The organism is Exiguobacterium sp. K1, from assembly GCF_033721435.1.
GTDB lineage: Bacteria > Bacillota > Bacilli > Exiguobacteriales > Exiguobacteriaceae > Exiguobacterium_A > Exiguobacterium_A artemiae.
In genome coordinates, this window is sequence record NZ_JAOTIT010000001.1 from 317,315 (window position 1) to 342,503 (window position 25,189).

The window sequence follows — 25,189 nt, forward strand, 5'->3', positions numbered from 1 at the left end:
TACGGGACTTCATTTTTTGAACACTATTGGTATGTAGCAAGTCAGTAAGAGGAATATTTCGCTGAACACAGTGAAAGGATGAGGTGAAAAGATGAACTTAAACATGTTTAAAAACGTGGAAGAAAACTTTGAAACATTCCGCATTTTGGATGAGAAAGGTGAAGTCGTCAACAAAGACGCTATGCCGGACCTCTCAGATGAAGAACTTACGGAATTAATGCGTCGTCTCGTTTACACACGTATCTGGGACCAACGTGCAATCTCACTTAACCGTCAAGGACGTCTTGGTTTCTACGCGCCAGTCGCTGGACAAGAAGCGTCAATGATCGGTTCACAATTTGCTTTAGATAAAGATGACTGGATTCTTCCAGGATACCGTGATATCCCGCAAATGGTTTTCCATGGTTTCCCGCTTTACAAAGCATTCTTGTTCTCACGCGGACACATCACAGGTGGTAAGATTCCTGAGGGTGTTAACGTCTTAATGCCGCAAATCATCATCGGTGCACAAATCGTGCAAGCTGCCGGTGTCGCACTCGGTCTTAAGAAAAGTGGAAAAGAACAAGTCGCAATCACGTACACAGGTGATGGCGGATCGTCACAAGGTGACTTCTACGAAGGTATGAACTTTGCCGGAGCATTTAAAGCACCTGCGATCTTCGTTGTCCAAAACAACCGTTTTGCGATTTCTACACCGGTTGAAAAACAATCGATGGCGAAAACAATCGCTCAAAAAGCTGTTGCAGCGGGTATCAACGGAATTCAAGTTGACGGAATGGATGTTCTTGCCGTCTACGCAGCAACAAAACAAGCTCGTGTTGAAGCACTGAACGGTGTACCGACATTGATCGAAACGCTCACATACCGTTACGGACCACATACGCTCGCTGGAGATGACCCAACACGTTACCGTACAAAAGATATGGACGATGAGTACCAAGCACAAGATCCACTCGTTCGTTTCCGTGCGTTCATGGAAACAAAAGGTCTCTGGAACGAAGACAAAGAGAACGAAGTCATCGAACAAGCGAAAGCGGATGTAAAAGAAGCACTCGCTCAAGCAGATAAAGAACCAAAACAAAAAGTAACAGACTTCATCAACGTGATGGCTGAAAAGTTACCACAAAACCTGCAAGAGCAGCTTGATGAGTATACAGCAAAGGAGTCGAAATAACCCATGGCACAAATGACGATGATCCAAGCGATCACTGACGCAATGCGCGTCGAGATGAAACGCGACGAGCAAGTTCTCTTGTTCGGTGAAGACGTCGGTAAAAACGGTGGGGTATTCCGTGCGACAGAAGGTCTTCAAGATGAATTAGGCGAAGACCGTGTCTTCGATACACCACTTGCCGAGTCTGGTATTGGTGGCCTTGCAGTCGGATTCAGCTTAACTGGTTTCCGTCCAATCATGGAAATCCAATTCTTCGGTTTTGTTTTCGAAGTATTTGATTCTGTAGCGGCACAACTCGCACGTTTACGTTACCGTTCAGGCGGCACGTACAGCGCACCTGTTACAATCCGTTCACCATTCGGTGGCGGTGTTAAAACACCTGAGCTTCATGCAGATAACTTGGAAGGATTAATGGCTCAGTCACCAGGACTTAAAGTCGTCATCCCTTCAACTCCGTATGATGCAAAAGGTCTTTTGATTGCATCAATCCGCGATAACGACCCAGTCGTTTTCCTTGAGCACATGAAACTGTACCGTTCATTCCGCGGTGAAGTGCCAGAGGGCGACTACACGATCGAACTCGGAAAAGCAGACATCAAACGTGAGGGTACTGACGTGACAATCGTAACGTACGGTGCAATGGTTCACGCGTCACTCAAAGCTGCTGAAGAGCTTGAAAAAGAAAACATCAGCGTTGAAATCATCGATTTGATGACAATCAGCCCGATTGACATCGATACAATCGTTGAGTCAGTCAAGAAAACGAACCGTGTTGTCGTTGTTCAAGAAGCTCAAAAACAAGCAGGTGTGGCTGCAATGGTCGCAACTGAAATTCAAGAGCGCGCGATTCTTGACCTCGAAGCACCGATCCTTCGTGTTGCGGCACCTGACACAATCTTCCCGTTCGCACAAGGTGAAGATTCATGGCTTCCGGACCACAAAGATATCGTCGAAAAAGTAAAAACTGTTTACAACTTCTAAGAGTGAACCGGAAAAAAGGAGAGAGGCAATTCTCTCCTTGCTTCCGTTTTAAAGATAACAATCGACCAGAAGAGTGAAATAAAAGGAGGCTAATTCAAATGGGTTTATTTGAATTCAAATTACCGGATATCGGTGAGGGTATTCACGAAGGTGAAATCGTAAAGTGGTTCGTTAAAGCAGGCGACACAGTAAAAGAAGATGACATTCTTCTTGAAGTACAAAACGATAAAGCAGTCGTTGAAATCCCGTCACCAGTTGATGGCACAGTCAAAGAAGTAAAAGTCGACGAAGGCATCGTAGCCGTCGTTGGTGACGTATTGATCACGTTTGATGTGGAAGGCGAAGGTTCAGCTCCTTCTGAAGAAGAAGCACCGGAACAACCTAAAGCAGCAGACAACGCAAAAGATGTCCAAGACACAGATAAAAAAGTCGAAGACAAGCCAAATGAAGTTCAAATCCATAAATCAGAACGCGTTATCGCAATGCCTTCAGTGCGTAAATATGCACGCGAAAAAGGCGTCGACATCCGTGAAGTTCAAGGTTCTGGTGACAACGGTCGCGTTGTCAAAGAAGACATCGATGCATTTGCAAACGGTGGACAATCTTCAACTGCACCAGCAGCAGAAGAAAAAGCACCGGCAGCACAAGCTTCAGCATCTAAATCTGAAGTGAAACCGTATGTTGCAGCTCAACCTGAGCTCGAAACACGCGAGAAGATCAAAGGAATCCGTAAAGCGATTTCGAAAGCAATGGTCAACTCGAAACATACAGCCCCACACGTTACATTGATGGACGAAGTCGATGTTACGAATCTTGTTGAACTCCGTAAAAACTTCAAAGAAGTTGCGGCAGCACAAGGTACGAAATTGACGTATCTTCCATTCGTTGTAAAAGCATTGACTGCTGCAGCTAAAAAATACCCTGCAATCAACGCGTCAATCGACGATGTGAACGAAGAAGTTGTTTACAAAAACTACTTCAACATCGGTATCGCAGCAGACACAGACAACGGTCTTGTTGTTCCTGTCGTCAAAGATGCAGACCGTAAATCAATCTTCGGATTAGCAGATAACATTAACGACCTTGCTGGTAAAGCACGTGACGGTAAACTTTCTGGGGACGAAATGAAAGGCGGATCGATCACAATCACAAACATCGGTTCTGCTGGCGGACAATGGTTCACACCTGTCATCAACCACCCAGAAGTTGCAATCCTCGGTATTGGCCGTATCGCTGAAAAAGCGGTCGTCAAAAACGGTGAAATCGTTGCAGCACCAGTACTTGCTTTGTCATTCAGCTTCGACCACCGTCTCATCGATGGTGCTACAGCACAAAACGCGCTTAACTTGGTTAAACGTCTGTTAAACGACCCACAACTTCTCATTATGGAGGGATAAGCAATGGTAGTAGGTGAATTCGCACAAGAAACAGATTTACTCGTAATCGGGGCTGGCCCTGGTGGTTATGTCGCTGCAATCCGCGGTGCGCAACTCGGACTTAAAGTAACAATCGTCGAACGTGAAAACGTCGGTGGTGTTTGTTTGAACGTCGGATGTATCCCGTCAAAAGCCTTGATCACAGCTGGACACAACTTCCAACATGCAAAAGGTTCAGATTCAATGGGAATCACATCTGAGAACGTCGCTGTCGACTTCTCAAAAGTTCAATCTTGGAAACAATCAGTCGTCAACAAATTGACTGGTGGTGTCGGTGGCCTTCTTAAAGGTAACAACGTTGAAACAGTCGTTGGGGAAGCTTACTTCCAATCTGAAGATACAGTTCGTATCATCAATGAAGATTCTTCTACACCTTACAAATTCAAAAAATGTATCATCGCAACAGGTTCGACTCCAATCGAACTTCCAGCTTTCAAATGGTCAAAACGTGTCCTTTCTTCAACAGGTGCTTTGAACCTTCCTGAACTTCCGAAAAAACTCATCGTCATCGGCGGCGGGTACATCGGAATGGAGCTTGGAACAGCGTATGCTAACTTTGACACTGAAGTTGTCATCTTAGAAGGTACAAAAGATATCCTTTCTGGATTCGAGCCTGCAATGACGCAAGTCGTTAAGAAAAAGCTCAAACAAAAAGGAAATATCACGATTCACAACGAAGCACTTGCACAAAGTGTCGAAGAGACAGAAGAAGGCGTAAAAGTTACGTTTGAAGTCAAAGGTGAAACACAAACTGTCGAAGCGGACTACGTCCTCGTCACAGTCGGTCGTCGCCCGAACACATCTGATCTCGGTCTTGAAATGGCAGAAGTTAAAGTCAGCGAACGTGGACTCGTCGAAATCGACGATCAGTGCCGTACGTCGAACGAAAACATCTACGCTATCGGGGACATTGTTCCTGGACCGCCACTTGCACACAAAGCTTCATTCGAAGCAAAAATTGCTGCTGAAGCAGCTGCTGGACATCCGGCATACCTCGACTACAGTGCGATTCCTGCGGTTGTCTTCACAGACCCAGAACTCGCAACAGTCGGTTATACGGAAGCACAAGCAAAAGAAGAAGGACTTGACTATGTTGCGTCTAAATTCCCTTACGCTGCAAACGGACGTGCTCTTGCACTCAACGAGCCAGACGGCTTCTTGAAAATGATCACACGTAAAGCAGATGGTCTCTTGATCGGTGCTCAAATCGCTGGTACAGGCGCATCTGACATGATCGCAGAGATGGGACTCGCAATCGAGTCTGGTATGACAGCAGAAGATATCGCACTCACAATCCACGCGCACCCTTCACTCGGTGAAATCGCAATGGAAACTGCTGAAGTTGCAATCGGTAGCCCAATCCACATCATGAAATAAGTTATAAAACCTTAAGCGGGGAGCCGACCGCTTAAGGTTTTTTTTTGTGTCGTTTAATCTGTCTTTAAAACAGGAAAAGAATAAAAAAAGAAAGGGTGAGACAAGATGGAATCTCAACTGTCGCCACTTGAAGAACTGTATCATGTCTCAGAAACGGATAAAGTCAGGTTTATCGGGATGACGACGGAACAGGCGCGGTACGATTTTGGTGTCGTCTTTACCAAACAGTTTTTCGGGAAGATGTTAGTTGTCAGTCTTACGAGTGGACGGGCTGCTTTACTCGATCATACGGATGTTCTCGAGGCAGACGCTATGACGCGTCTGCTCGGGATTGAACCGGAGGATACCGAGACGGTCGGAGAATTTTTAGCGACGCTGTTGCCGGATGTTCCGAGTTATGAGCAGGCAGATTAAAAGAGGCTGACTTCTAAGAGAGTAATTCCTGTTTAAACGAAACAAGGGTGGCAGATTTGGAATCTGCCACCCTTGTTTTTTGGAGAAACTGACTTTTGAGTCAGCTGTTTATTCTGAACGAGACTCAGCGAATCGCATTCGATTGTTGAATGACTTTAATGGTCTCAAGAGTATGATCCTCAAGTCCTTGGACAGGAAGACCGGCTTCGATATTTTCTTTGATGTACGCTAAATTGTCTGTCGTAATCATTTCACCCGGAATGAAAATCGGAATGCCGGGTGGATAGACCATCATGAACTCTGCCGAAATCCGACCGACAGCGTCTGCAAGTGGAATGGTTTCCGTTTCTTCATAAAAAGCATCACGCGGACTGAGAGCGAGTGCCGGAATGTCGGGTAAGACGATCGAGTGAGAAGATGTTTTAGCCCCTGTATCCCGATGACGCTCTACGAGATCAGCCATTCCTGCGAGCAAGGCGTCAATCGTCTCTTCCGAATCACCGGAAGTGATGATCAGCAAGATGTTGTTTAAGTCGGACAGTTCCACTTCGATGCGATGTTCGTCCCGTAAAAATTCTTCGACAAGATGACCGGAGATGCCGAGTCCTTTGACGGAAATCAGAACTTTTGTCGGATCAAAGGCAAATGTCGCACTGGAATGAAGGTCCGATTCACCAAATACTGCGAGATAAGGAAGTTTTGCCAGTCCCATCCGCATCCGTGTCGCCAGTTCGAGCGCGCGACGGTTCATCGCTTCTCCGTTGATCGCGAGATGCCGGCGGGCGCAGTCGAGTGATGCCAGTAAAAGATACGACGTAGAAGTCGTCGTCAACATCGACAGGACAGCTTGTACTTTATCCGGCGAGACGAGACCGCGGCGGACATTCAAGACGGAACTGCCGGTAAGTGATCCTCCTAATTTATGAACACTTGTCGCAGCAAGATCTGCACCAGCCTGCATCGCAGAAAGCGGCATATCATCGTGGAATGCGATGTGAACGCCGTGTGCTTCGTCGACGAGGACGGGGATGCCTTTGCTATGAGCAAGGGTGACGATGCTCTCTAAGTCACCTGCAACGCCGAAGTACGTCGGATTGATGACGAGGACCGCTTTTGTATCCGGGTGAAGACTGAGGGCACGCTCGACGGCGCTTGGTGTGATACCGTGAGCGATACCGAACATTTCGTCAAACTCCGGGTGAATGAAAATCGGGTGCGCTCCAGAAAGAACGATAGCCGACATGACCGATTTATGAACGTTCCGAGGAACTAGAATTTTATCATCCGGACCGACGACACTCATGATCATTGCCATGATGGCGGTCGAGGTTCCTTGAACGGAGAAAAATGTTTCGTCTGCATGAAAGGCTTGGGCTGCTAGTTGATGAGCATCCTTGATGATTCCTTTCGGATGATGTAAATCATCGAGTGGCGCGATATTGATTAAATCGATATCAAGCGCGTTTTGACCGATGAATGATCGAAAAGCAGGATCCATCCCTTGGCCATTTTTATGACCGGGAATATGAAATTGAATTGGTTGACGTTTCGCATGCGCAAGCAGCGCATCGAATAAAGGTGTATCGAGCTGTGTTAAGCTTTTTGTTTGCACCAGATTTCCCCCCTTAAAACCGAATAAAAAAACAATCAAACAAGCTAACTATAACAAGTTTTCATAAGGTTGCAACTGTTTTATGTTCGATTTCGTTGTAAAATAGGAAGCGTCAAGAAAGGAAGTGTCACAATGGCGGTCAATTATCCCATTAATCCGGACTGGTCGACGGACGAAATCGTAACAGTCATCCAATTTTTTAATACGGTCGAAGAGGCTTACGAAAAAGGAATCGATCGAACGGTCTTTTTAAAGGCCTACCAGGCTTTTAAAACCATCGTCAATTCAAAGTCGGAAGAAAAACAGCTCGATCAGTTTTATTTTGAAGAGACTGGATGTTCGAGCTACCGTGCAGTTCAGCAGGCAAGAAAACAAACCGATGCTTTTTTGCGTTTGAAAAAGTAAAGAAATCCGTATCATCAAACAACCTCTTTTCTGACTGTCCAGAAGAGAGGTTGTTTGTTTAGAAAAAACAAAAACTGGTTATATACTACATACAAGACGATATCGTACAACTGTAAAATTTAAAAATAGACACTTTACATCTAAGTTAAATCGTACTATTATGGATTCAATCCACTAATTAGTCGCAATTGTCTGATAACTAAGTTTTTTATCCCGCGAAGGAGTGTGGTTACTGTGAAACAAGTGATTGAAGCATACAAAAGAAAAGATGCAGAAAAACGCATTCCTGTATTGCGCCTTGAAATCGATTATGAACTTGCGACTTTACATGATGCAATTGTAGCAAGTGATACGGAAGCGATGGGTGCCAGTAAGGAACGTCTTGAAAAATACCGCCAAGAGATGGTTCGTCTTGAAGCGTAATCAAGATGATCTTCTTAAAATAGAATAAACGATAATAAAATAATCCCAAAATCAACCAGCGAAATTTTTGTTGGTTGATTTTTTTTGTTATCATGAAAAGGTAGGACGGTTTAAAGGAGACGGAAAGGGTGAGTCGGATGCAAGGGATTGAGTTACATGCGATCGATCTAATCAAGCGGGCGGGAAAGTATATCCGTCAAAAGATGGATCAAGCGTATCATATAGAAGAAAAAACAAATAAAAGTGATCTTGTCACGGAAATTGATCAGCATGTGGAGGATTTACTGATTCGAGGAATTTTGGATCGGTATCCGGATCACCATGTGTACGGAGAAGAAGGACGAATCGTTCGTCCGGATACGTTAGAAGGCACGGTCTGGTTCGTGGATCCGATTGACGGGACGATGAACTTCATTCGTCAAAAACGGTTATTCGCCATCTCGATTGCCATTATGGTAGAAGGAGAATTACGTTACGGATTCGTCTATGACGTGATGGCAGATGAACTGTTTCATGCCATTAAAGGGCAGGGGGCTTACGAAAACGGAATCCGACTTGCACCAATCAAGGAAAGACCGGTCAATGAAGCGATTATCTGCATGAATGCGACATGGGTGACGGCAAACCGGCGAATCGATTCCAACCTGCTCGCGCCTCTTGTCCGTGATGCGGTCGGTGTTCGGGCAGTCGGTGCGGCTTCACTCGAACTCGCCTGGGTTGCGGCAGGTCGGGTCGACGGATATATTACGATGCGGAACATGCCGTGGGATTATACAGGGGGACAAGTCTTGATTGAAGAACTCGGCGGACGTGTCGGGACAATCGAGGGAGCGGACATGACGTATCTTGAACAAACAAGTGTATTGGCAGGAAGCCGGCAATTCGTTGAGGATGTCTTAACGTACGTGCAAAAATAAAACGCCCCTAGAGGGCGTTTAAGCTTGTTTACGTAAACGAGCTTTCAAGACGAAGCCTACTCCCATTGTTCCGATAGTTAAAAGAAGTGAGACGACAATCATAAGAACGTTTTGCTCCGCGATAAAAATACCGATGGCAGCCATTGAACCGACTGCGATAATGGCTAACAATAAAAAAAGAATCCGCATTTGTCATTTCCCCCTCACGATACATAAACTCGTCTTTAGTTTAGCGTGAATCAGGGACAATGAAAAGGCTTTCGCTGTCATCTTCAATCGAAGTGATTGCCAACTACCAGTCAACCTGTGCTATACTCTTAAAGTTGACCGAAAGTATTAATGGATTATTTAAATGAACAGAAAGAGGTACACACCTATGACAACATTAGTAAGAAACGATTTACGCAACGTCGCGATCATCGCCCACGTTGACCATGGTAAAACGACACTCGTCGATGAGCTTTTAAAACAATCTGGAACATTCCGTGCGAATGAACTAGTCGAAGAACGCGCAATGGACTCAAATGATATCGAGCGTGAGCGCGGAATCACGATCCTTGCTAAAAATACGGCAATTGATTACAAAAATACACGCATCAACATCGTTGATACACCAGGTCACGCCGATTTCGGTGGTGAAGTAGAACGTATCATGCGTATGGTTGACGGCGTTATCCTCGTTGTCGATGCACGTGAAGGCTGTATGCCACAAACACGTTTCGTATTGAAAAAAGCACTTGAACAAGGTCTTCAACCAATCGTCGTCGTCAATAAAATTGACAAGCCGATGGTCCGTCCACTCGAAGTTGTTGACGAAGTCGTCGACCTCTTGATCGATCTTGGAGCAGATGAAGATCAACTCGAATTCCCAGTCGTTTATGCATCGGCAGTCAACGGCTCAAGTTCATTTGACCCTGAACTTGAAAATCAAGAAGATACAATTACAAACGTTCTTGATTTGATTCTTGAACACACACCGGCTCCTGTTGACAACAGCATGGACCCGTTACAATTCCAAGTTACAATGCTCGACTACGATAACTATCTTGGTCGTATCGGAGTAGGACGCGTTTTCCGTGGAGAAATCAAAGTTGGAGACAGCGTTTCGCTTTCTAAACTTGATGGATCAATCAAAAACTTCCGTGTTACAAAATTATTCGGATACTTTGGTCTGAAACGTGTTGAAATCGAAGCTGCAAAAGCTGGAGATTTGATCGCAATCGCAGGTATGGAAGATATCAACGTCGGTGAAACGGTTTGCCCGACTTCACACGTCGATCCACTCCCATTACTTCGTATTGATGAGCCGACTCTTCAAATGACGTTCATCGTTAACAACTCGCCATTCGCTGGTCGTGAAGGTGACCTCGTCACTTCGCGTAAAATCGAAGAGCGTCTTGAAAAAGAACTTGAAACAGACGTTTCGCTCCGTATCGAAAACACAGATTCGCCGGACCGCTGGATCGTATCTGGCCGTGGTGAGCTTCACCTCGGGATTTTGATCGAAAACATGCGTCGTGAAGGATACGAAATTCAAGTATCTAAACCGCAGGTAATCATCAAAGTTGAAGACGGCGTTAAAGTTGAGCCGTTTGAGCGCGTTGTCATTGATACACCTGAAGAGTACACAGGTGGTGTCATGGAATCGATCGGTCTCCGTAAAGGTGAACTGACGAACATGCAGACAATGGATAACGGACAAACAAAAATGGAATTCATCGTTCCTTCACGTGGATTGATCGGATACCGGAATGAATTCTTATCTGCAACACGCGGATACGGAATCATGAACCACACATTCGAAGAATACCGTCCGTTCATCAATGCAGACATCGGTGGACGCCGCAGTGGTGTTATGGTCTCAATCGAGACGGGTAAAGCGACTGCTTATGCAATCTCTGCACTCGAAGACCGCGGAACAATCTTCATCGAGCCAGGCCTTGAAGTGTACGAAGGAATGATCATCGGTGAGTGTAACCGTGACGTCGATCTCGCTGTTAACGTTGTTAAAGCGAAACAATTAACAAACATGCGTGCATCTGCGAAAGATACAACAAACGTTCTTAAACGTCCACGTGTCTTCTCACTTGAAGAATCATTAACATTCTTGAATGAAGATGAGTACTGTGAGATCACACCGCAATCAGTTCGTCTTCGTAAACAAGTATTAAACAAAAACGAACGTGAAAAACAAGACAAGCGCCGTCGTCTTGGTAAAGACTGAGCTCTTAACACGTAAGGGGGACTGGCAATGACTGCACAACCTGCCGTTGCTTCTGATTTCTCGAAATTTGATATTCCTGCCGTTGCGAAATTGCTTGGTGTGGGAAGTGACCCGAATAACTTGAGTGCCGGATTTAATGCACTGATGATTACGGTCGTCATCTTGACGTTAATCGTTTTTAAATTAGGTTTTGCGAAAGAGTTAGCCTGGTGGAAATCACTGATTGTCTATTTGTTACTCGCGGTATTTTCTGCTGCTTTAACACTCGTCTTTTGGACATGGCCGATTCCTGAAGTCTTACTTGCGATGGTCGTCATTCTCGGAATTTACCGATTCCGGATGTGGATGGTCAAACGTGAGCGAGAACGAACTGCTTCTTGATCGTAAATCAATAAAAAAGTCCCGTTTCCTTTTGGAAGCGGGACTTTTTTATGTGAAATGAAGGGAAACGTAATCCGTGTTCGATTGCAGGAATAGTTTGCGGCAGGTTCGGGAAAAAAACAGCAAGAGGTGATCGAGATGATAAACCGAAGCTTAGGCATTTCGTGTGGTCTTGTGATTGTATTAGCCGGATGTTCGGAAACGACGACTAAAGATTCATCAAAAATAGTTCCGAAAACATCGGAAACGGTCAAAAGTGATATCATTTTTAAAAATTTAAGGACACCATGGAATATTGAGAAAAACCAAGAAGTGTTTTATATTACCGAACGGGAAGGGAAAATTGTCAAAGGCGCTGAAGGAAACTACAGCCGGACGGATCTCGAACTGACCGAACCGGTTGTTGCGCAAGGGGAAGGCGGACTGCTTGGGATGGCGCTTGATCCGGACTTCTCAAAGAATCGAACAGCGTATGTCTATCATACGTATGAGAAGGATGGCGCGCTCTGGAACCGCATCATAGCGATTAAGGAAGAAAAGAAATCCTGGAAAGAACAACGGGTACTGCTCGATAAGATTCCCGGTGCCACGATTCATAACGGTGGCCGCATCGAAATAGGACCGGACGGATTGTTGTATGTCACGGCCGGAGACGCGGCAGTCCCTGAAAACGCTCAAAAACTCTCTTCGTTATCCGGAAAAATTCTCCGGATGAAACTCGATGGAAAACCGGCGGACGGGAATGTAAAAGAGTACATCTACAGTTACGGTCACCGGAATCCACAAGGTTTGGTGTTTGTCGACCAAACCCTGTATGCAACGGAACACGGACAGAACGGACACGATGAAATCAACCGGATCGAACAAAAAAATTACGGGTGGCCGTTGATTGAAGGAACGGAAAAGCAACAAGGGCTCGTCACACCTTGGTATGAAGTGGGCGAAAAATCAGTTGCGCCGAGCGGAGTAGCGGAACAAAACGGGAAACTGTATTTCGGGACGCTGGTCGGTCAAAGTCTCCGGTCGATTGAGACGGAGTCGTCGAAAGTGGAACAAATCGTGACGGATCGCGGGCGCATTCGGGACGTGATGACGGACGGGGAGGAACTTTATTATGTGACGAACAATACAGATGGTCGAGGAAATCCGTCGGATGAAGACGATGTGCTGGTTCGTCTTAAGCCATAAAAAAACTACTTTGATCATTCAAAGTAGTTTACCATCTTTTTTTAGTTGTCGCCCAGGTCGGATAAAGGTTAAAATGTCCGGTTTCTTGGCGCGCGATGGTCCGCTCAGTGACACGTTCATGACATTCATCGCATATGTAGACGCGTACCGGTTTATTTCGCAGTCTTTTTGCTGTGAAGGACCAGTCATCGATGGTTTCTCGTTTATCGCAGATGGTGCATTTGACACGCATGGGAGGTCCCCCTTTTTTTCTTAGTATATCATATTTAAGAATTGTTCAACTTGAAAAAGGGATGCGAATATATAGTATCGAATAGTAATAAAATAAGGAACAGAGGGGGTGGTACCATGGCAAATAAAGTGGAACATCGTCTGAGTGAACAGCAGATGAAGGCATTAACAGATTTACCGCTTGTGTTTTTAATCACACATGATCAGAGCAAAAGCTGGCCGATTACACATGCCATCAGTTGGGTGTATGCAAAAGACGAAACAACGATTCGCTTTGCGATTGAAGCAGATTCATTACTTGTCAAAACGTTAGCTGACCATCCTGTTTTTACACTTATTTTCTTTGCTGATCAGTCGACGTACAGTTTAACATGTACGGATGTCGCAGCCTGGGAAACGACAGCACGCTTACCGTTAAAGGTAGCGCTCTATGAAGGACAGATAAAAGAGGTCCGCGATATCTTATTCTACGGAGCCGCTGTGTCGGACCGGCCGCGTGTGCATAAAACGTACGATGAAGCAGCCGCGATGCAACTTGATCAACAAATTCAAGACATTTTAAAAGGATAACATTCATCAAAACTCGACTCTAAAGGAGCGAACGATGGAATGAAAAAAATATATGTGCTCGATACCAATGTCATGCTACATGATCCATTGTCTCTGTTTCAATTTCAAGAGCACGATGTCGTGATTCCGGCCATAGTCTTAGAAGAATTGGACGGAAAAAAACGAAATATGGATGAAGTCGGTCGAAATGCCCGGGAAACGGCACGGATTTTGGATCAATTGCGGGAAACGGGACACCTCCATGCCGGTGTTCCACTCGGGAACGGCGGAATTCTTCGGGTCGATATTGGAGATTCCATCAGTGAAGTGTCACCGTTTACGCATGAGTCCAACGACAATAAGATTCTGGAACTCGCCTGGTCGATTCACCGGGAACAAAAAGAACAGCAAAGCGGACGGGATGTCATCCTTGTTTCAAAAGATATCCTCGTCCGGGTTAAAGCGGATGCTTACGGATTAGTCGCAGAAGACTATTTGACCGATCACATCGCTGATCTGACCGGACTATATACGGGTTTTGTGGAATTGACCGTCGACCAAGAATACATCGATGCGTTTTATCAGGATAAACGATTATCGGTCGATGTTCTTCCGGAAAAAGTACATCCGAATCAATTCGTCATTTTAAAAAGTAATATGTCAAAAGCATCGGCAATTGCCGTCGTCGATCAGGAATTGCCGATCATCCGGGCTTTATCACTCGATATCGATCAAGTCTGGGGTGTCGTTCCGCGGAACGTTCAACAGCGGATGGCATTTGAACTGTTGCTTCGGGATGATGTGCCGCTTGTCACACTTGTCGGGAAAGCGGGAACCGGAAAAACATTACTGGCACTCGCAGCAGGGCTGTTACAGGTGGAAGATGAACACCGGTATAAAAAATTAGTTGTTGCCCGTCCGGTCGTACCGATGGGGAATGATATCGGATATTTGCCGGGAGAAATGGAAGAAAAGCTCCGGCCCTGGATGCAACCGATTTATGATAACTTGGAGCATCTGTTCAATACGAGTTCCGGTGATGAGCTGGGGAACATTTTGGCAGGAATGAAATCGATTCAACTGGAAGCCCTGACTTACATCAGAGGTCGGAGCATGCCGGGACAATTCATCATTATCGATGAAGCGCAAAACCTGACGAAACACGAAGTGAAGACGATTTTGACCCGTGTCGGTGAAAACTCGAAAATTGTATTGGTCGGTGACCCGCAGCAAATCGATCATCCGTACCTGGATGAATATTCAAACGGATTGTCTTATGCAGTCGAGCGGTTGAAAGGTGAAAAGATGACAGGACATGTCAAACTGGTGAAAGGCGAGCGGTCAAGTCTGGCTCGTTTGGCAGCCGACTTGCTGTAAGCTCAACTACAAAAAAAGCCGTTCTGTTTCCTTCAAGTCAGAAGAAACAGAATGGCTTTTTGTCGTTTCCGGATTACACGACAGTGATGCGAGTAACGGAGCGGACAATTTGATCACGATAAAGCAGATGAACAGGACCGTCGCTTAAAACTTTTCCGTCTTTTGAAAACTGTAAGTACAGTTCCGATAACGTACTGAGATTAAGCTCGACTGTTTCTGTTCCTTCAAAGCGTAGCGTGGAGGCACCTTCAAGTGTCTCGGCATTTTGAATGAACGGCGCAAGCGGCATGGCAAACGTTCCCCGTAAGGCAGCATCTTTTTCTTCGCGCGTCATCGGTTTGTTGTGGTCCGTTCGACTGCCCTCTGTGATCCCTTTATCCCAAGCAGCCCCCATCTTGGCATAATAGGCTTCTTGTGCGTTATCCCCGACTTCTTTTCCAATATGGTCGACTTCAATCTTCCGTTCATCGAAGATCCAAACCGTCGGGTCGATTGTGAGTGGATAGCGGACGTTACCTGTAATCGGAAAAATCATCATTATTCCCCCTAAATGTATGAGTCGTGCAAATCCATTATACCGAAACGTTGAATTGTTGGCGAAAGTAAGGTAAAGTTTAGCTATAACAGGAACGCGTCATTTGATGAGGAGGGATTGGATTGTCAACTGAAATCGGGACAGTTCATCGCCAGCGCGCTCTTGAGCTACTAGAAGCGGATGCCCATAAAATCCGCCGGTTGATCGAGGTCCAGCTTGCGAATTTAACGATGCCACAATGTCCTCTTTATGAGGAAGTATTGGATACACAAATGTTCGGATTGTCACGCCAAATTGATTTTGCCGTTCGTCTCGAACTGATTGATGCGAGTGAAGGGAAACAACTACTCGACTCATTAGAACAGCAATTATCTGATTTACATGATGCGGAGACGTGCTGATTTTCTACTCAAACGTGAAATGCGGCGTTTGGGTATTTTTTTTTAGAACTAGGAATTAGAAAAAGGACGTGTACATAATGCAATCGAAGTTTAAGGAAAAACGTGCGTTTTTTGATTATCGCCTCTTCTTCACGATGCTGATCCTGATGGCCATCAGTACGGTGATGGTCTACAGTGCCAGTGTCTGGAACGGCGGCGATTACGCGAATACCTCATTTTTTGAAAAACAATTGATGTTTGACGTGATGGCGATTGTTGTCTTCTTGTTTGTCGCTCATTTAAATCATGAGACGTTCCGAGGACCGCTCGCTCGGTTGGGTTTATATCTCATTACATTCGGGATGTTGACGGCAACTCTGTTTGCTGCCCCGTTGAACGGAGCACGTGCCTGGTTAAATTTCGGGATTTTCTTGATTCAGCCGATTGAGCTGTGTAAATTTGTTCTTGTCATCGGTCTCGCCAACTACTTTGATCAAAAACATAAAGGACAGATGAACGGTGTGATTGGGATTGTCCATCATTTCATTCATCGGCAAATCGCACCCGATTCATCCGGCAAACGGATTTTGCTTAGTTTTACGGACTGGATCTTGATTCCGATGACCGTGTTGTTGGCTCCTTACGCCATCATTATCCGCATGCAGCCGGATGACGGAGGATTGTTTATCCTTCTTTTGATTTCGGCCATGATTTTGTTTGCAGTCGGCTTGCCGCGCGGGTATATCGCTGTTGCCATCGTATTTGCATCAGGAGTCGGTCTGTATGCCTGGAACAATTTTTCCGCCAATCAGATGGAACGGATTCAAGCCATCTTCAATCCATTTTTAGATGCCGAAGGAAAAGGGTATCAACTGATTAATTCGGTCATCTCGATCGCTCATGGAGGATTGTTCGGAGTCGGTTTGGGGAACAGCTTTCAAAAGTACGGTTATCTGCCGGAGCCGGAGACCGATTACATCATGTCAATCATCTCGGAAGAACTCGGATTCGTCGGGGTTCTCGTTGTTCTCGGACTGTTGTTCTTTTTAATGTGGCAAGGGGCGCTGATTGCCCGGCAATCTGCTTCGATTTATTCGAGTATGGTGGCGTTCGGCATTTCGTCGATCATCTTTATCCAAACCGGTATCAATATCGGAGCGATGTCCGGTCTGTTTCCGGGGACGGGTGTGACGTTACCGTTTATCAGTTACGGCGGGTCTTCACTGCTTGTCATGAGTACGATGCTTGGGGTCGTGGCAAATATTTCGATGCAAAACAAGCACCGGATAGCGTATCATAAAGAAGTACAGGAAGCACGAAAGATGAGTGCTACGAGTTCATTACCTAAAGGGGGAGCATCAGTTGACTAAAATCAAAAAGATTCTTGTCGCCAACCGCGGAGAAATCGCGATTCGCGTATTCCGTGCGGCAACCGAACTCGGGATTCGGACAGTCGCTATTTATTCACGAGAAGATATGGGGTCGCTTCACCGGTACAAAGCCGATGAAGCGTACCGAATCGGTGAGGGAAAAAAACCGATCGAAGCATACCTTGATATCGAAGGAATCATCGAGACTGCCAAGAAGGCACAATGTGATGCAATCCATCCAGGTTACGGATTTTTGTCAGAAAATATTGAACTCGCTACTCGCTGTCGGGAAGAGGGGATTATCTTTATCGGTCCCCGAGAAGAACATCTCTACAGCTTCGGTGATAAAGTCCGTGCGCGGACGACAGCCATCGAAGCCGGTTTACCCGTTATTCCGGGAACGGACGGTCCGATCACATCGATTGATGAAGCGTATGCTTTCGCTGAAAAAGCCGGTTATCCATTAATGGTCAAAGCTTCTCTAGGCGGCGGCGGACGCGGGATGCGTGTCGTCCGGACAGAAGAAGAGTTGCCGGAAATGATTGAGCGGGCAAAATCGGAAGCTTTAAAAGCATTTGGTTCAGATGAAATTTACGTTGAAAAATTGATTGAACGTCCGAAACATATCGAAGTTCAAATCATCGGGGATGCCCATGGCAATATCGTTCATTTGTTTGAACGCGATTGTTCCGTGCAACGCCGTCACCAAAAAGTCGTCGAAGTCGCGCCGTGTGTCACGTTATCGGACGAAGGACGCCAAAAGATCTGTGAAGCAGCGGTAACGTTGATGAAGCATGTCGGCTATGAGAATGCCGGTACGGTTGAATTTTTAGTGACACAAGACGAGTCCTTCTATTTCATCGAAGTCAATCCGCGTGTTCAAGTCGAACATACGATTACGGAAATGATTACGGGCATTGATATCGTCCAGACACAAATTCGAGTCGCGGAAGGGGAATCACTACATAGTGACCTGGTGGGTATTCCTGCGCAAGAAAATATTCAAATGTTAGGTTTCGCCATTCAGAGCCGGATTACGTCCGAAGACCCGGAGAACGGCTTCCTGCCGGATACGGGAAAAATCAAAGCATACCGTTCACCAGGCGGTTTTGGCGTTCGTCTTGACGGCGGAAATGCCTATGTCGGTGCTGAAATCTCGCCTTATTACGATTCCTTGCTCGTTAAGATTTCGACACACGGCTTAACATACGATCAAGCCGTTGCTAAAATGAGCCGAAACTTAAGCGAGTTCCGGATCCGGGGAATTAAAACCAACATCCCATTCTTAAGTAATGTTCTGAAACACCACGCGTTCATCAGCGGAGATTACAATACATCGTTTATCGACGACACAAAAGAATTGTTCATCTTCCCGAAACGACAAGACCGTGGTACGAAGTTGCTGACATATATCGGAGAAGTATCCGTCAACGGTTTCCCGGGAATCGGCAAGATTGAAAAACCGCTTGCCCGCGACGTCCGGATTCCGAAAGATCTTCCGGCTGACTATCAAGCAGGTGCGAAAGCGATTCTTGATACGGAAGGCCCGCTTGGTGTCATCAACTGGCTGAAAGCACAAGAACGGGTTCAATTGACAGATACGACTTTCCGTGATGCGCATCAGTCGTTGCTTGCGACACGGATGCGGACAAAAGATTTAGTGGCAATTGCCGAGGCGGAAGCCAAACTGTTGCCGGAACTGTTCTCAGTAGAGGCCTGGGGCGGTGCAACGTTTGACGTGGCATACCGTTTCCTGTCAGAAGATCCGTGGGTTCGTTTGATGCAGTTGCGTGAAAAGATGCCGAATGTGTTGATTCAGATGTTGTTACGCGGAGCCAATGCAGTCGGCTATAAAAACTATCCGGACAATGTCATTCATGCATTCGTCAAGGAAGCCGCACAAGCGGGTGTTGATGTGTTCCGGATTTTCGACAGCTTAAACAATCCTGAATCCATTCAGCTGGCCATCGATGCCGTCTTGCCGACGGGTAAAATCGCAGAAGCAGCAGTTTGTTATACAGGGGACTTGTTTGATGCGAACCGTCCGAAATATCATCTTCCGTATTACGTTAAACTGGCGAAACAACTCGAAGCGAGCGGTGCCCATATCATTGCCATCAAAGATATGGCAGGTCTGCTGAAACCGGAAGCTGCCTACGCATTAGTCTCGGCGTTAAAAGATGCTGTTGATTTGCCGATTCATCTGCATACGCATGATGCAAGCGGGAACGGCATTTACACGTATGCCCGAGCTGTTGATGCAGGTGTCGATATCGTTGACGTCGCCGCTTCAAGTATGGCGGGACTGACAAGTCAGCCTGCCGGAGGAAGTCTGATTCATGCCCTCAGTGGTCACAAGCGTCAACCGCTCGTTTCGGCACAAAAATTTGAGGAAGTGTCGGATTACTGGCAGGATGTGCGCCACCTCTATCAAGCATTTGAACTTGATATGTTAGCACCGAACCCGACGGTCTATGATCATGAAATGCCGGGCGGTCAGTATTCGAATCTTCAACAACAAGCGAAAGCCGTTGGACTCGCGGATCGCTGGTCGGAAGTCAAAACGATGTATGCCCGCGTCAACATGTTGTTCGGCGACATCGTCAAAGTGACACCATCTTCGAAAGTCGTCGGTGATATGGCCTTGTTCATGGTCCAACACCATCTGACGGAAGAAGATGTTCTGGAACGTGCCAGCAATCTTGACTTCCCGGATTCTGTCGTCGAATTGATGAAAGGCGAGCTGGGTACGCCACCGGACGGTTTCCCGAAACAAGTCCAAGCGGCAATCCTTAAAGGCGTTGAGCCATTGACGGAACGTCCAGGGAAAATGATGGAGCCACTCAATTTTGATGCCATCAAACATGAGTTGTTCGAGAAACTGGAACGTCCGGTAACGGAATTCGATGCTCTGGCATATGCCTTGTATCCGAAGGTATTCCTTGATTACAGTTCGTATGTTGCACGTTACGGGGATATCTCCGTTCTCGATACGAGTACGTTCTTCCACGGCATGCGTCTCGGGGAAACAATCGAAGTCGAAATCGAGCGTGGAAAAACACTGTACCTGAAGTTGATTCAAATCGGTCAACCGGACGATCACGGTGTTCGTGTCATCTACTATGAGATGAACGGCGTCCCGCGTGAAGTCGAAGTAAAAGATATCAGCATCAAAGAAAGTTCGTCGAGCCGTCCGAAGGCCGATCGTTCGAACCCGAAACAGATCGGTGCTTCGATGCCCGGCAGCGTCTTGAAGGTCCTGGTCGAACCCGGTACCCGGATTCGTAAGGGAGAGCAGCTGCTTGTGACGGAAGCAATGAAAATGGAGACGACGATTCAAGCACCAGAAGACGGTGAGGTTAAATCGGTTCATGTCAAAGAAGGCGAAGCTATCGCGAGCCAAGATTTATTGATTGAATTCGTGTAATGCATAATATGTAACGCAGGATAAATACAGGGTGACGAAAACAGGCAAAACGCATGGCGGATTGCCTGTTTTTCGTTCATCGTCAGTTGATGGAGGAATGAATATGAATATCATCTGTTGGATTCGAAGTGATTTTCGGCTCGAGGACAATCATATGCTGGCACGAGCGGTCGACTATCTTGAAAAGGACGAACAGGCAAATGTCGAGTTCGTTTTCTGGGTGAACCCGGACTACATCGGAGAGTATGATGCGAGGCAACAGTATTTTTTTCAGGCACTCGAACATTTCGCAAAAAACTGCAAGACCCATGATATGCCGATCCGTTTCATTGAAGGACAGGAAAAGGATTTTCTCGAAGCAACGGAAATCGCTGATGTTCTGTTGTTTAACGCCGAGTACGTCGAACCGTTCAAGAGCCGTGACGACGGCATCATGAAAAAACGGGGCGATAAAAAAACGGAACGGTTGCTTGACCGCCATCTGCTTCATCCACATGCCGTCAAAAAAAATGACGGATCCTATTACAAGGTATTTACACCGTATAAAAATGCTTTTTTAAAGAAAGATGTCGATAAACCGTATCCGGTCAAGCTGAATCTTTTAAAGGAACGTTATCACAAACGGCGGCAGAACAATGCCTTTATGCTGGATTATTTTAAGCGGGCGGCATCAGACACCGACTTCGCGGTCGGGGAAGAAACGGCTCGAAAACGTTTACGATCATTCCTTAAAAATAATTTATCTGCTTATGAGGAGCAACGGGATCTGCCGGCCGTCGACGGAACAAGCCTGATGTCCCGATATCTGCGGACTGGTGAAATCGGAATTCGGACGATTTTTGATGCGGTCCAGCAGGAACAGGATTCAAAAGGAAAACAGACCTATCTGACGGAATTGATCTGGCGGGAATTTTACTACACGATTCTCATGCATTATCCGGAATCCAAACGACTGCCTGTTAATGAACAGTATACGAAGATTGAGTGGGAAACGGATGAGCAGGGATTCAAAGCCTGGGCAGAAGGGAAAACCGGGTACCCGATCGTCGATGCAGCGATGCGTCAGCTCAATACGACTGGATGGATGCATAACCGCCTGCGAATGATTGTCGCATCTTTTTTGACGAAGGATTTATTAGTCGACTGGCAAAAAGGAGAACGCTACTTCCAACAGAAACTGGTGGACTATGAAGCAGCGTCGAATATCGGCGGGTGGCAGTGGGCGGCATCCGTCGGTACGGACGCTGTGCCGTATTTCCGTGTCTTCAATCCGACGACCCAGTCGAAAAAATTCGATAAGGATGGAACGTTCATCCGTACCTATTTGCCGGAACTGAAGGATTTGCCGAAAACATCGATTCATGAACCGACGGAACAACAACGAAAAGACTACGATTATCCGATGCCGATTGTCGAGCACGATATGGCCCGGAAACGAGCGATTGCCCGTTTTAAATAAAGCGTATAAAAAAAGGGAGGCGGATAGTTGAAAAATCCGCTTCCCTTTTTAGTTGAAGGTTTAATCAGCGCAGTCTAGAATCCTTTTTTCGGGTCCGGAACGCATGGTAAGCGAGATACGAAATGACTCCGAAGTAGCAGGTGATCAGAAACGCATGTAATAAAGGCACATATGTCGCATGTCCGCCGAGCACGATCCAGGCACCGGTTGCGACCTGACACGAGATGAAGAAAGTTGCGAACAGCATACCTGTCCGTGATGTCCGGTGTTTGAGGCGAATCGCCGTATAGTGAACAAACAACGTATAGAAAAACAGCAGTCCGGCCAGAATCCGGTGAATCATCTGAACCCAGGCTTCAAACGTCATCGTCGGTTGCGAACAGACCGGCCAGCCGACACACGCATACGTCGCGCCGACGTGGCGGACAAAAGCGCCGGTATAGACGACGACTAATGTATAAACCAACAAGCCGTACAGCAGTTTACGCAAGAACGCTGGGACCGATTCCCTGAATTCTTGACCGGGTCGTTCCATGATTAAAATCGTCAAGATGAGTAAGGAAGCAAAAGAAATCAAGGAAATACCGAAATGTAAGGCCATGACGAGATCGGACTGTTGCCAGACGACGGCACCTGCACCGACGATCGATTGAATCAACATAAAGATAAAGGCAAGGAAAGCAAAAATCTTTATATCCAGACGATCTTTGAAAGCGACGAGTGTCCACAGGCATAAGGCAATGATCAATAAACCGACGACTCCCGTCACAGCGCGGTGACTATACTCAATCATCGTTTCGACACTAGGGTTAGTCGGAATCAGTTCGCCGTGACAAAGCGGCCAATCGGTTCCGCATCCGTTTCCGGAATCTGTTTTCGTGACAGTTCCCCCCATGAGAAGAACAATCATCATCGTGAATGTGACAAATGCTGAAAAAATCGAAAGTTTTCGATTCAAAACGCAGCCACCACCTTTCTAGGAAAAATACATGATACTTGAAATACCTAGCAATAGTATCGCATAAAAAATATCGAAACGCTTGCAATCTTTTAGAAGAACGCTATTCTAATATTAGGTAAATATGGTGAACTGTGAGGTAAATCACATACATTTCACATTTTGTTCATTATGTCGAAAGTATTTTCATACGTCATGACCTTGAATATGTGGTATCTTTTATAGAGAAAAGGACGTTTCGTGGCGTGTCTGTGTTATTTCTGTGAAGAAAATACGTGTATCCTACGTACAGAAAGAGCACAGGCGGTTAGAAGGAGGAAACAACATGGCGAAAGTAAACGGGGAGACCCTGGACATGATGATCGAGCAGTCGGATCAGCCGACGTTCAAGGACTATGTCTCCCTAGCAAAGATGGGAATCGTTCGTGCGAATCTCATCACCGTCTTCGCAGGTTATGTCGTGGCAGCATCATACTTAACGGATGATGTTCTACTCTACTTGTGGCAGACGAAGTTGACATTATTGTGGACGCTTCTCGGAAGTGGTCTGGTCATTGCCGGTAGTTGTTATCTCAATAACTACATCGACCGTGACATCGATTATAAGATGGAGCGGACGATGGGGAGACCGAGTGTAACCGGTAAGATGGACGGGCAACGGATATTGGCATTAGGACTTGGCATACTGGCTACCGGTACCGTCCTGTTGCTGATCGTTAACCATGTCGCGGCAGTTTTCGGATTGATCGGTTCGTTTGTCTACGTCGTCATCTATACGATGTGGTTGAAGCGGACACATACGATCAATACAGTCGTAGGTGGTATTTCAGGAGCAGTGCCACCGATCATTGGATTTGCGGCAGTCACTCCGACACTTCATATCGATGCATGGATTTTGTTTCTCATCATGTTCGTATGGCAACCGCCTCACTTCCTTGCGCTCGCCATGAGACGGACGGAAGAGTACCGCGCTGCCGGTATTCCAATGTTGCCTGTCGTCAATGGTTTTGCGATCACGAAACGACAAATTGTATGGTGGATTGCAGTTTTACTTCCATCATCACTTCTCCTTGCGCACTACGGCATCATTTATATGCTTGTCATGGCTGTGCTCGGCGGATACTGGCTCTACATGGGACTGAAAGGTCTCAAAATCAAGGAAGAACAAGCTGAGATTAAGTGGGCTTCGAAGATGTTTTTCTTCTCGCTCTTTTATTTCACGGCTTGGATCGTGACGGTCGTACTCGTTTCTCTCTAAAACGATTTGACATACTTCACGGACACCATTGAAGAAAGAAAAAAATTGGGGAAAAGAAAGTGGGGATGGTTGTGAAAAAATCAGGAAAAATGCTCTTCCGGCTTCTTCCGATCGGTTTGATGGCATTATTGTTATCAGGTTGTGGAATCCCGGAATTGTCCGCACTACAGCCTCGCGGGGAAGGCGCACAAATGCAACTTGAAATCATTAAGCTCAGCTTATGGGTCATGTTGTTTGTCCTTGCGATTGTAGCAGTCATCTATATTTACGTACTTATGAAATTCCGTCGTAAAGCTGGAGACAACACTGTTCCGAAACAAGTGGAAGGAAATCATACACTTGAAATCATTTGGACAGTCATTCCGATTCTCTTGTTAGTCGTTCTTGCCGTACCAACCATCAAAACGACGGTTGAATTAGCAGATGCGAAAGAAGCGAAGAAAAATGAAGTCATCAACGTTACAGCCAACTTGTACTGGTGGGAGTTCGAATATCCAGACAAAGGTGTTTCAACAGGACAAGAACTCGTTATTCCAGTCGGAAAACGTGTCGCTGTCAACTTAACTTCAAAAGACGTCATCCACTCATTCTGGGTACCGGCTCTTTCTGGTAAGACAGATACAAACCCGGGTCTCGATAACGAGATGTGGTTACAAGCACAAGAAGCCGGAACATACTACGGTAAATGTGCCGAGTTATGTGGACCTTCACATGCATTGATGGACTTCAAGGTCATCGCGCTTGAGCAAGATGATTACGATGCATGGCTTAAAGACATGAAATCAGCTAAAGAAGCAGAAACAAAACAATTGGATGCAAAAAACAAAAAGAACTGGACGACTGGCGAGCAAGTTTACGCACAAAACTGCCTCAGCTGTCACGGTGGCGGGAAAGTCGCGCCAAGCTTAACAAACTTTGGTGATCGTCAGCGTATCGCTGGATACCTCGACCATGACAAAGAAAATCTCGAAAAATGGATTCGCAATCCACAAAAAGAAAAACAAGGAACAAAAATGCCTGGTTTCTCTGAAGATAAGATTAGCGATGAAGAGTTAAGCGAACTTGCAGACTACCTATTGGACAAAAAGCTCCAATAATATTTAAGGGGGAATC

Annotated in this window: 24 protein-coding genes; 19 read left to right on the top strand and 5 right to left on the bottom strand. The window is 46.1% G+C overall.

Annotated features, from left to right (window positions below; genetic code table 11):
• The first annotated feature begins 91 nt into the window (after positions 1-91).
• The 5 genes from pdhA to N7U64_RS01560 all read left to right on the top strand — a co-directional run bounded on the left by pdhA (position 92) and on the right by N7U64_RS01560 (position 5,382).
• Complete coding sequence (pdhA, locus tag N7U64_RS01540; RefSeq protein ID WP_012370881.1) at positions 92-1,174, top strand: pyruvate dehydrogenase (acetyl-transferring) E1 component subunit alpha; 1,083 nt, start codon at positions 92-94, stop codon at positions 1,172-1,174.
• A gap of 3 nt (positions 1,175-1,177) precedes the next feature.
• Entirely contained in the window at positions 1,178-2,155 is a 978-nt protein-coding gene (locus tag N7U64_RS01545) for an alpha-ketoacid dehydrogenase subunit beta (RefSeq protein WP_012370880.1), read from the top strand.
• Between the two features lie 98 nt (positions 2,156-2,253).
• Complete coding sequence (locus N7U64_RS01550; RefSeq protein ID WP_318928101.1) at positions 2,254-3,552, top strand: dihydrolipoamide acetyltransferase family protein; 1,299 nt, start codon at positions 2,254-2,256, stop codon at positions 3,550-3,552.
• Positions 3,553-3,555: 3 nt separating this feature from the next.
• Positions 3,556-4,968, top strand: a complete 1,413-nt coding sequence (gene lpdA / locus N7U64_RS01555) for a dihydrolipoyl dehydrogenase (RefSeq protein WP_114595397.1) — start codon at positions 3,556-3,558, stop codon at positions 4,966-4,968.
• Between the two features lie 105 nt (positions 4,969-5,073).
• Entirely contained in the window at positions 5,074-5,382 is a 309-nt protein-coding gene (locus N7U64_RS01560) for an SAV0927 family protein (protein WP_318928103.1), read from the top strand.
• A 124-nt stretch (positions 5,383-5,506) separates the two neighbouring features.
• Here N7U64_RS01560 and N7U64_RS01565 read toward each other — a convergent pair whose 3' ends face one another.
• Positions 5,507-6,994, bottom strand: coding sequence for an aminotransferase class I/II-fold pyridoxal phosphate-dependent enzyme (locus tag N7U64_RS01565; RefSeq protein WP_012370876.1), 1,488 nt, complete (start codon positions 6,992-6,994; stop codon positions 5,507-5,509).
• A 132-nt stretch (positions 6,995-7,126) separates the two neighbouring features.
• Here N7U64_RS01565 and N7U64_RS01570 point away from each other — a divergent pair, with 132 nt between their 5' ends.
• The 3 genes from N7U64_RS01570 (at position 7,127) to N7U64_RS01580 (ending at position 8,739) form a co-directional block, all read left to right on the top strand.
• Entirely contained in the window at positions 7,127-7,399 is a 273-nt protein-coding gene (locus N7U64_RS01570) for a UPF0223 family protein (protein ID WP_318928106.1), read from the top strand.
• 234 nt (positions 7,400-7,633) lie between these two features.
• Positions 7,634-7,822 (top strand): hypothetical protein, encoded by a 189-nt coding sequence (locus tag N7U64_RS01575; RefSeq protein WP_012370874.1) that lies wholly within the window; start codon positions 7,634-7,636, stop codon positions 7,820-7,822.
• A 137-nt stretch (positions 7,823-7,959) separates the two neighbouring features.
• Complete coding sequence (locus N7U64_RS01580) at positions 7,960-8,739, top strand: inositol monophosphatase family protein (protein WP_052294397.1); 780 nt, start codon at positions 7,960-7,962, stop codon at positions 8,737-8,739.
• 18 nt (positions 8,740-8,757) lie between these two features.
• On the opposite strand, the gene N7U64_RS01585 is transcribed toward N7U64_RS01580, so the two are convergent.
• The gene (locus N7U64_RS01585) at positions 8,758-8,928 is read right to left on the bottom strand and encodes a DUF5325 family protein (protein WP_012370872.1); all 171 of its coding nucleotides are present in this window, start codon (positions 8,926-8,928) and stop codon (positions 8,758-8,760) included.
• Positions 8,929-9,115: 187 nt separating this feature from the next.
• On the opposite strand from N7U64_RS01585, the gene typA reads away from it, so the two are divergent.
• The 3 genes from typA (at position 9,116) to N7U64_RS01600 (ending at position 12,532) form a co-directional block, all read left to right on the top strand.
• A complete protein-coding gene (typA, locus tag N7U64_RS01590; protein ID WP_012370871.1) occupies positions 9,116-10,963 on the top strand; it encodes a translational GTPase TypA in 1,848 nt (615 codons plus the stop codon).
• A 27-nt stretch (positions 10,964-10,990) separates the two neighbouring features.
• Positions 10,991-11,344: a YlaH-like family protein gene (locus N7U64_RS01595; RefSeq protein ID WP_012370870.1), complete on the top strand. Its 354-nt coding sequence runs from the start codon at positions 10,991-10,993 to the stop codon at positions 11,342-11,344.
• Between the two features lie 138 nt (positions 11,345-11,482).
• Positions 11,483-12,532, top strand: a complete 1,050-nt coding sequence (locus tag N7U64_RS01600; protein ID WP_318928111.1) for a PQQ-dependent sugar dehydrogenase — start codon at positions 11,483-11,485, stop codon at positions 12,530-12,532.
• 28 nt (positions 12,533-12,560) lie between these two features.
• Here the strand turns inward: N7U64_RS01600 and N7U64_RS01605 are convergent, their stop codons facing one another.
• Positions 12,561-12,764: a YlaI family protein gene (locus N7U64_RS01605; protein WP_012370868.1), complete on the bottom strand. Its 204-nt coding sequence runs from the start codon at positions 12,762-12,764 to the stop codon at positions 12,561-12,563.
• A gap of 116 nt (positions 12,765-12,880) precedes the next feature.
• Here N7U64_RS01605 and N7U64_RS01610 point away from each other — a divergent pair, with 116 nt between their 5' ends.
• Together N7U64_RS01610 and N7U64_RS01615 are read left to right on the top strand one after the other, a co-directional pair.
• Positions 12,881-13,333, top strand: coding sequence for a hypothetical protein (locus N7U64_RS01610; protein ID WP_214763625.1), 453 nt, complete (start codon positions 12,881-12,883; stop codon positions 13,331-13,333).
• Between the two features lie 39 nt (positions 13,334-13,372).
• Positions 13,373-14,689, top strand: a complete 1,317-nt coding sequence (locus N7U64_RS01615; RefSeq protein ID WP_012370866.1) for a PhoH family protein — start codon at positions 13,373-13,375, stop codon at positions 14,687-14,689.
• A gap of 73 nt (positions 14,690-14,762) precedes the next feature.
• On the opposite strand, the gene N7U64_RS01620 is transcribed toward N7U64_RS01615, so the two are convergent.
• The gene (locus N7U64_RS01620) at positions 14,763-15,224 is read right to left on the bottom strand and encodes a hypothetical protein (RefSeq protein ID WP_318928114.1); all 462 of its coding nucleotides are present in this window, start codon (positions 15,222-15,224) and stop codon (positions 14,763-14,765) included.
• 122 nt (positions 15,225-15,346) lie between these two features.
• Between N7U64_RS01620 and N7U64_RS01625 the strand changes: the two genes are divergently transcribed.
• From N7U64_RS01625 to N7U64_RS01640, 4 genes are all read left to right on the top strand, one after another.
• Positions 15,347-15,625, top strand: coding sequence for a YlaN family protein (locus N7U64_RS01625; RefSeq protein WP_014970798.1), 279 nt, complete (start codon positions 15,347-15,349; stop codon positions 15,623-15,625).
• Between the two features lie 77 nt (positions 15,626-15,702).
• Entirely contained in the window at positions 15,703-16,974 is a 1,272-nt protein-coding gene (locus tag N7U64_RS01630; protein ID WP_318928118.1) for an FtsW/RodA/SpoVE family cell cycle protein, read from the top strand.
• Positions 16,967-20,401: a pyruvate carboxylase gene (locus N7U64_RS01635; protein WP_318928119.1), complete on the top strand. Its 3,435-nt coding sequence runs from the start codon at positions 16,967-16,969 to the stop codon at positions 20,399-20,401. Before N7U64_RS01630 ends, N7U64_RS01635 begins: the two co-directional genes overlap by 8 nt.
• Before the next feature lie 103 nt (positions 20,402-20,504).
• Positions 20,505-21,860 (top strand): deoxyribodipyrimidine photo-lyase, encoded by a 1,356-nt coding sequence (locus N7U64_RS01640; protein WP_318928122.1) that lies wholly within the window; start codon positions 20,505-20,507, stop codon positions 21,858-21,860.
• Positions 21,861-21,924: 64 nt separating this feature from the next.
• On the opposite strand, the gene N7U64_RS01645 is transcribed toward N7U64_RS01640, so the two are convergent.
• Positions 21,925-22,818, bottom strand: a complete 894-nt coding sequence (locus tag N7U64_RS01645) for a COX15/CtaA family protein (RefSeq protein WP_214763644.1) — start codon at positions 22,816-22,818, stop codon at positions 21,925-21,927.
• 325 nt (positions 22,819-23,143) lie between these two features.
• Between N7U64_RS01645 and cyoE the strand changes: the two genes are divergently transcribed.
• Positions 23,144-24,076, top strand: a complete 933-nt coding sequence (cyoE, locus tag N7U64_RS01650) for a heme o synthase (RefSeq protein WP_318928125.1) — start codon at positions 23,144-23,146, stop codon at positions 24,074-24,076.
• Between the two features lie 65 nt (positions 24,077-24,141).
• Positions 24,142-25,173 carry a cytochrome c oxidase subunit II gene (coxB, locus tag N7U64_RS01655; protein WP_012370858.1) on the top strand — a complete coding sequence of 344 codons (1,032 nt, stop codon included), beginning with the start codon at positions 24,142-24,144 and terminating at the stop codon, positions 25,171-25,173.
• Positions 25,174-25,189 lie beyond the last annotated feature (16 nt).

Coding starts and splice junctions, on each gene's coding strand:
- coxB (WP_012370858.1), top strand. CDS start 24,142: ATGGTTGTGAAAAAATCAGGAAAAATGCTCTTCCGGCTTCTTCCGATC.
- N7U64_RS01550 (WP_318928101.1), top strand. CDS start 2,254: ATGGGTTTATTTGAATTCAAATTACCGGATATCGGTGAGGGTATTCAC.
- N7U64_RS01545 (WP_012370880.1), top strand. CDS start 1,178: ATGGCACAAATGACGATGATCCAAGCGATCACTGACGCAATGCGCGTC.
- cyoE (WP_318928125.1), top strand. CDS start 23,144: ATGGCGAAAGTAAACGGGGAGACCCTGGACATGATGATCGAGCAGTCG.
- N7U64_RS01560 (WP_318928103.1), top strand. CDS start 5,074: ATGGAATCTCAACTGTCGCCACTTGAAGAACTGTATCATGTCTCAGAA.
- N7U64_RS01605 (WP_012370868.1), bottom strand. CDS start 12,764: ATGCGTGTCAAATGCACCATCTGCGATAAACGAGAAACCATCGATGAC.
- N7U64_RS01585 (WP_012370872.1), bottom strand. CDS start 8,928: ATGCGGATTCTTTTTTTATTGTTAGCCATTATCGCAGTCGGTTCAATG.
- pdhA (WP_012370881.1), top strand. CDS start 92: ATGAACTTAAACATGTTTAAAAACGTGGAAGAAAACTTTGAAACATTC.
- N7U64_RS01615 (WP_012370866.1), top strand. CDS start 13,373: ATGAAAAAAATATATGTGCTCGATACCAATGTCATGCTACATGATCCA.
- typA (WP_012370871.1), top strand. CDS start 9,116: ATGACAACATTAGTAAGAAACGATTTACGCAACGTCGCGATCATCGCC.
- lpdA (WP_114595397.1), top strand. CDS start 3,556: ATGGTAGTAGGTGAATTCGCACAAGAAACAGATTTACTCGTAATCGGG.
- N7U64_RS01580 (WP_052294397.1), top strand. CDS start 7,960: ATGCAAGGGATTGAGTTACATGCGATCGATCTAATCAAGCGGGCGGGA.
- N7U64_RS01600 (WP_318928111.1), top strand. CDS start 11,483: ATGATAAACCGAAGCTTAGGCATTTCGTGTGGTCTTGTGATTGTATTA.
- N7U64_RS01595 (WP_012370870.1), top strand. CDS start 10,991: ATGACTGCACAACCTGCCGTTGCTTCTGATTTCTCGAAATTTGATATT.
- N7U64_RS01640 (WP_318928122.1), top strand. CDS start 20,505: ATGAATATCATCTGTTGGATTCGAAGTGATTTTCGGCTCGAGGACAAT.
- N7U64_RS01630 (WP_318928118.1), top strand. CDS start 15,703: ATGCAATCGAAGTTTAAGGAAAAACGTGCGTTTTTTGATTATCGCCTC.
- N7U64_RS01620 (WP_318928114.1), bottom strand. CDS start 15,224: ATGATTTTTCCGATTACAGGTAACGTCCGCTATCCACTCACAATCGAC.
- N7U64_RS01570 (WP_318928106.1), top strand. CDS start 7,127: ATGGCGGTCAATTATCCCATTAATCCGGACTGGTCGACGGACGAAATC.
- N7U64_RS01610 (WP_214763625.1), top strand. CDS start 12,881: ATGGCAAATAAAGTGGAACATCGTCTGAGTGAACAGCAGATGAAGGCA.